The 6509-nt window shown below is 31.3% G+C and carries 8 protein-coding genes; 5 read left to right on the top strand and 3 right to left on the bottom strand.

Going from position 1 to position 6509, the window contains the following annotated elements; genetic code table 11:
• Window positions 1–95 precede the first annotated feature (95 nt).
• Together FWJ32_RS13000 and FWJ32_RS13005 are read left to right on the top strand one after the other, a co-directional pair.
• Window positions 96–551, top strand: a complete 456-nt coding sequence (locus FWJ32_RS13000; RefSeq protein WP_149546397.1) for a hypothetical protein — start codon at window positions 96–98, stop codon at window positions 549–551.
• On the top strand, window positions 538–1038 hold the full coding sequence (locus tag FWJ32_RS13005) for a hypothetical protein (RefSeq protein ID WP_149546398.1): 501 nt from the start codon (window positions 538–540) through the stop codon (window positions 1036–1038). Before FWJ32_RS13000 ends, FWJ32_RS13005 begins: the two co-directional genes overlap by 14 nt.
• Window positions 1039–1516: 478 nt before the next feature.
• Here the strand turns inward: FWJ32_RS13005 and FWJ32_RS13010 are convergent, their stop codons facing one another.
• Window positions 1517–2161: a copper amine oxidase N-terminal domain-containing protein gene (locus tag FWJ32_RS13010; protein ID WP_149546399.1), complete on the bottom strand. Its 645-nt coding sequence runs from the start codon at window positions 2159–2161 to the stop codon at window positions 1517–1519.
• A gap of 239 nt (window positions 2162–2400) precedes the next feature.
• On the bottom strand, window positions 2401–2559 hold the full coding sequence (locus FWJ32_RS13015; RefSeq protein ID WP_203227780.1) for a hypothetical protein: 159 nt from the start codon (window positions 2557–2559) through the stop codon (window positions 2401–2403).
• 118 nt (window positions 2560–2677) lie between these two features.
• Between FWJ32_RS13015 and FWJ32_RS13020 the strand changes: the two genes are divergently transcribed.
• Both FWJ32_RS13020 and FWJ32_RS13025 read left to right on the top strand, forming a co-directional pair.
• The gene (locus tag FWJ32_RS13020) at window positions 2678–3070 is read left to right on the top strand and encodes a hypothetical protein (RefSeq protein ID WP_149546400.1); all 393 of its coding nucleotides are present in this window, start codon (window positions 2678–2680) and stop codon (window positions 3068–3070) included.
• Window positions 3057–3581, top strand: a complete 525-nt coding sequence (locus tag FWJ32_RS13025; RefSeq protein ID WP_149546401.1) for an RpnC/YadD family protein — start codon at window positions 3057–3059, stop codon at window positions 3579–3581. The genes FWJ32_RS13020 and FWJ32_RS13025 overlap by 14 nt, the downstream gene beginning before the upstream one ends.
• A 64-nt stretch (window positions 3582–3645) precedes the next feature.
• On the opposite strand, the gene FWJ32_RS13030 is transcribed toward FWJ32_RS13025, so the two are convergent.
• Window positions 3646–5199 carry an LA2681 family HEPN domain-containing protein gene (locus FWJ32_RS13030; RefSeq protein ID WP_162523640.1) on the bottom strand — a complete coding sequence of 518 codons (1554 nt, stop codon included), beginning with the start codon at window positions 5197–5199 and terminating at the stop codon, window positions 3646–3648.
• Between the two features lie 613 nt (window positions 5200–5812).
• On the opposite strand from FWJ32_RS13030, the gene FWJ32_RS13035 reads away from it, so the two are divergent.
• Window positions 5813–6509: RpnC/YadD family protein (locus tag FWJ32_RS13035; RefSeq protein WP_149546403.1), on the top strand; the 697-nt coding region annotated here is incomplete at its 3' end.

The raw sequence follows: 6509 nt of genomic DNA on the forward strand, positions 1-6509 counted from the left end.
AGTAAAGTTTTTATGTGCTGCCATTGATTTTGACCTCCCTTAAGAGAAATTTTATCATTTTGTGTGTTTTAGTCCAATTCTCTTAAGGGGCCAATATGCGGAGAACACTATGGTTAAAAAAGAAAAAAACCCCAGAAAAGTTAAAACTAGACCAGATAATGAAGGTTCTCTTCAAGCTTTCTAAAAAGGTAACCATAAACCTACTCAACGCATTATTTGATGAAAACTTTGTAGGCAATGAGGTTACCATAGAATACAGCAACAGCGAATTTATAGATGATGACTATGAACGTATCATAGGTGATCTATTCATAAATGTATATACTAAAGACCATGTATATAGATATCATATAGAGTTTCAGACCTTAAATGATGCCAGCATGGTAATAAGGATGTTCAGATATGGATTTGAAAAAGCTAAAGAGATATCAGATGTATCTGAGTATAAAGAAATAAAACTGGAGTTTCCAAAACAACTGGTAATATTCAATGTATGCCCTACTTCCATTGCAGGTATTCAAATTCAGAAAGAAGATAATGTCTATATATGAAAGCAACAGGCCTGAGGAAGAAAAGGCTCAGCTTATAAATGAAGAGTTTAAAAAGCTTATAGATACTGTAAATGAAGTCCTTAATATATTGAATAAACTGCATGATAGAAAAGAAATTTTCACTGGTGATCTAAAGAGAATATTAGACGTGTTGGTAAATATAACAGGTTATCTTTATAGTAAGTATGGTGAATATCGTAAGATAGATGAGGAGGTGACCATCATGATTAAAACATTATATGACCCGGCAATAAAGGAAGAAGGCATTAAAGAGGGCATAAAGAAGGGTATAAAGAAAGGCAGAATTGAAGGTAGAATAAAGAAGGCTCAGGAAAACATACTCAATGCTATAAAGGCCAGGTTTGATACAGTTCCTGATGACCTTAAAAATAAAATATTAAAAATAAAAGATGAAGCTAAACTTGATGAAATTTTAGTTGCAGTTATTAAAAGTAATTCAATAGATGAGGTATATAAAATGGTATGAGGCTTATTTCGTGGCCTTATACCATTTTATTTTTGCACAAATAATTTTCTGTGGGTAAAAAAGGGCCGAAAACTGTACCATTTTCTTGCGGATTCAATTCTTGCACATACTACTTTCAAGCCTCCCTACTCATTTAAGCAAACCCATTTTCTAAATTTTATCTAATAAGTAGAATTAATTTTACATGACCTCACCTTCCTTATGAGTTTTTACTCATCCGCTATAAAGGAGGGTGAGGTCTTTTTTCTACATTTATCCCCACTTTTTTTGCTAACTGACCTAATAAAATTTTAACACTAACTTACTATACTATACTGCCGTTTCTTTGGAAAGGAGGAGTCAAACAAAGAAACAGCAGCCTGTGAATGCGAAACAAAAAAGACATTCAAGTGAGTACCTTTTTAATAGAAAGAGGTTGCGTAAAAAAACAGTGAACATTGGTATTGTTATATATCTATAAAAAGTAAAGCTCAGAAAGTTATTGCTGAGTTACTGTATCGTCGCTGTACACGCTGTCTGTGACGGTTTCGTCAGTATTTCCGTATACGTCCTGTGATACCGTATCATTTTGAGTATCATTATCTTCAATATTTACATCACCTGTATTGTTGTCATAGTTAACTTTTTCACCCAAAGTCTCGGCAATGAACCTGAGTGGTACAAGAGTTCTGTTGTTTATTTCCATTGCTGGAATGTCTAAATTAACTTCATTACCGTTCACAAGAGCTTTTGATTCACCTAAAACAAACTGGATTGTTGTATCGCCTTTTATGATTGTAACTGTACTTGTTGACGGGTCCCACTTTACAGTAGCACCCAAAGCTTCCATTATAGCACGTACAGGGATTAACATTCTGCCATCTTTTATTACAGGCGGTACGTCGAATTTAAGTTCTTTTCCCTTAACAGTCATCTTTGCTGTAAATTTATTGAACTTTTCGTTGTTTTCGGATTTCTTTTGTATTCCGAACGGTATTTGTTTTTTATTACTTTCCTGACTGGTAAGCTCTCTTTCTGTCTTTATTTGGGCTTTATTACCATTTGCGTTCGGCTTTGCGAAACCCGATGAAGTTAAAGAAAAAATGAGCAAACCGGCAAGTGCAAAAGTTATTAATTTTTTCATTCAAAATTCCTCCTTTGTCGATTTATTATCTTCATTAAATATAATTCGGCAAAAAAATATTTTTTTGAGGGGGTAACTGTAAAAAAAATTATTTAACGGTCTGATAGACCAACACAATAGGAAAAACAAAAGTAAGAATCACAAAACTTTAACAAAAACAATTTAGTGATGAATTTAAAGAGGTAATTCATATAGATGAGATATATACGTGTGGGACTTGTCTCACGTAGTTTTGACGGTTAAAGTTTCTTATTCATTTCCCACTTCCATGCTGTCTCAATGATTTTATTAAGCTCTGTATACTGGGGTTTCCATCCAGGTACTCTTTTTATCTTCTCGGAATCAGCTATGAGTACAGCCAGTATATAAGCATCAGGTAAGTGAAATTTATACAGCAATTGTACCACCTTCATCAGTATGTTATAATATCTGTAGAGATAATAAAGAATATTTACTACGGAGAACACTATAGTTAAAAAAGAAAAGACCTCAGAAAAGTTAAAACTGGACCAGATAATGAAGGTACTCTTCAAGCTTTCTAAAAAGGTAACCATAAACCTCTTAAATGCATTATTTGATGAAAAATTTGTAAGCAATGAGGTTACCATAGAATACAGCAACAGCGAATTTATAGATGATGACTATGAACGCATTATAGGTGATCTATTCATAAATGTATATACTAAAGACCATGTATATAGATATCATATAGAGTTTCAAACCTTAAATGATGCCAGCATGGTAATAAGGATGTTCAGATATGGATTTGAAAAAGCTAAAGAGATATCAGGTGTATCTGAGTATAAAGAAATAAGACTGGAGTTTCCAAAACAACTGGTAATATTCAATGTATGCCCTACTTCCATTGCAGGTATTCAAATTCAGAAAGAAGATAATGTCTATATATGAAAGCAACAGGCCTGAGGAAGAAAAGGCTCAGCTTATAAATGAAGAGTTTAAAAAGCTTATAGATACTGTAAATGAAGTCCTTAATATATTGAATAAACTGCATGATAGAAAAGAAATTTTCACTGGTGATCTAAAGAGAATATTAGACGTGTTGGTAAATATAACAGGTTATCTTTATAGTAAGTATGGTGAATATCGTAAGATAGATGAGGAGGTGACCATCATGATTAAAACATTATATGACCCGGCAATAAAGGAAGAAGGCATTAAAGAGGGTATAAGAAAAGGTATTAAGAAAGGCCGTATTGAAGGCAGAAAAGAAGGCAGAATAAGGAAAGCTCAGGAAAACATACTCAATGCTATAAAGGCCAAGTTTGATACAGTTCCTGATGACTTTAAAAATAAAATATTAAAAATAGATGATGAAGCTAAACTTGATGAAATTTTAGTTGCAGTTATTAAAAGTAATTCAATAGATGAGGTATATAGAAAGATTTTAGGTCCTTTATAGGACCTTTTTGCTAACTGTATTTGTCAAAGTCGGGGGAATTAAGCCCCTTATTTATAATTGTCTCTTATAAGTTTTTTAGATGATCTGGTATAGTATACGCATTTAGAGTCACTAGTTTACCTTTTAGTTTTTTCTCCTTTTTTGTTTCTTCCGTATAAACAAAACTAATCAAATATATAATCACATTTCTAATTATTTGTGTAATCTGGATTGTTTTATCAACTAAATACTCTTCATTCATATTTTCAAAACTGTATTTTCCCATCCAATATACATTTAGAAAGCGATGCGTCAAAGCATTTCTAATTTCCCTTAAATCCTCATATTCACCAGTTTTAAATTCCAAATGTATATTAAAAAGCGCATTTAAAGCATAGTTTTTCGTTTTTATAATCTTATTGTTAATATTAAATTTATTTTGTTCTTTCTTTTCATACCAGATATTATTAAAATCAATGTGCTCAATTTTTTTACCAAGCTCAAGATATTCATTTAAGAATATTGATACTTTATCTAAGATATCATACATATTTTTAAAAGCAAATTTCAATAGCTGGACAAAAATATTATGTTCTACGTAATCTAAAGTATCTATAATCGCAACATTTTTATCAACAAAACTTAAGTCATTATCTCTATAAACAGACTGCACAAGTAAAAATCTTGCAGCAATGTAATTTTCTTTTATTTCATTTAAAAACGATGATAATTTCAGATATGCATCGTCTTCAAGTGATTTTTCTATATTAACTATCATATTTTTAATGACAATGTCATCCCCTAAAGAAAACTGGCATTTTTGGCAAAAGTTACATAAATTTAAATATAGTTTGTGTTCTATGCAAAATTCAACTAAAAACTTTTCAAAATCTGATTGAGTATCCATTTTTGGTTTCTCTAAATCACTCAGGTCAATATTATCACTATTTACATATTTTTTTATTTCATGTAAGTTTCTCAAAAATTCTTCTTTAGCCTCACTATGTACGCCATACTGTAAGCCAAGCTTAATAAAGTTATAAGCTTCTATATAGTACATCCTCCAGTGTTCTCCTGTTATTTCTGCATAATATTTCAATGCCAACCCTTTATTAGCCAACGCCATTCCAAAATTTGGATTTATTGCCAATGCTTTATCATAATAATCAAGTGCTTCTAAATTTCTTCCAATAGAATCAAACATATTTCCTAAATTGACATAGGTTTGCACTGTTATGTCAGTTGACTTTTCTCTACATTCTAAGGATTTTTTATAAAATTCTATTGCCTTATGTGCTTCAGTATCAGCTTCCATAAATCCATACATAGGGTTTTTTACTCGCTTCAAATTAAACAGTACGGAATATCCATTAGCTAAATTGTAATATACACTTTGCAATATATTCTCTTGTTGTTCATATTCATTTAGGTTTTCTAATATAAGACCAATGCCTTTATTAACTAAATTCTCATCATGTTTTATTGAACCGATATCTATATAAATGCCACTTAAAATATAATTTTTATATTTTGGATCTACTTCTGCTGCTTCTATTAAAGCAATTTTCTCCATGGCCTTATCAAATTCACCATTATCGATATGGTTGCATATTTCATTATGTAATTCATATAATTCCATAGTTTTATATCTCCATACTTTTATACTTATAATCTTAATTTTATTACATTTTTTCCTTTTTGTGTCCAATTTTGGGGGAGTCTTTTCCTGAGCCATTCTCCCTTTCCTGGACATTGTTTCGTGAGCATAGCTTAAAATTACATAGGATTATAAGTTCTTCCTCCTAAATAACTCCTAATCCTCATGTTTTGGAATATTGCTCTAAGCACTATATTAAGTAGCAATCATGCCCAAAACAATGTTTATGCTGCAACATCCATAAGTAGCATCTTCTTATAGACCGCAGGAGTAAGCCAGCCTTCTTTGCCTGTTATAAAGTAGTTTTATAATCCAATTCTTTACTTCGACATTATTATTAAAATTCCTCCTTTTAGCTTATTGATATTTCATAAATTTCCACAATAAAAGCACAGTTCACCATTATATTAGTTCAAACTCTGTTTAAATATCGGTAACTTCATCACAAATGTAAAACTTAGGTAACAACGGCATTGTGGATCTTGTTGTGAGTGATAAAATATCATTATTAGCCACCATACACAATTGTACCACCAGCACTGGTATGTTATAATATCTGTAGAGATAATAAAGAATATTTGTTACGGAGAACACTATGGTTAAAAAAGAAAAGACCTCAGAAAAGTTAAAACTGGACCAGATAATGAAGGTACTCTTCAAGCTTTCTAAAAAGGTAACCATAAACCTCTTAAATGCATTATTTGATGAAAAATTTGTAAGCAATGAGGTTACCATAGAATACAGCAACAGCGAATTTATAGATGATGACTATGAACGCATTATAGGTGATCTATTCATAAATGTATATACTAAAGACCATGTATATAGATATCATATAGAGTTTCAAACCTTAAATGATGCCAGCATGGTAATAAGGATGTTCAGATATGGATTTGAAAAAGCTAAAGAGATATCAGATGTATCTGAGTATAAAGAAATAAGACTGGAGTTTCCAAAGCAGGTGGTAATATTCTTGGAAGAAAATGAAAACATATCTGACCATCTATCTATGACCCTTGTACTGCCAGATGGTCAAGAATTAAAATACACTGTACCTGTAATGCAGTACTGGAAATATACCCCAATTGATTTAGAAAGTCAAAAGATGTATTCCCTATTACCGTTGCAGGTATTCAAATCAAGAAAGAAGATAACATCTATATATGAGAGTAATAGACCTGAAGAGGAAAAGGCTCAGCTTATAAATGAAGAGTTCAATAAGCTCATAGATACAACAAATACCGTACTGAATATAGTAAAGAAATTGCATGATGAAAAAGAAATCCCAATTA

The sequence above is a fragment of the Calorimonas adulescens genome (assembly GCF_008274215.1).
Taxonomy (GTDB): domain Bacteria; phylum Bacillota; class Thermoanaerobacteria; order Thermoanaerobacterales; family UBA4877; genus Calorimonas; species Calorimonas adulescens.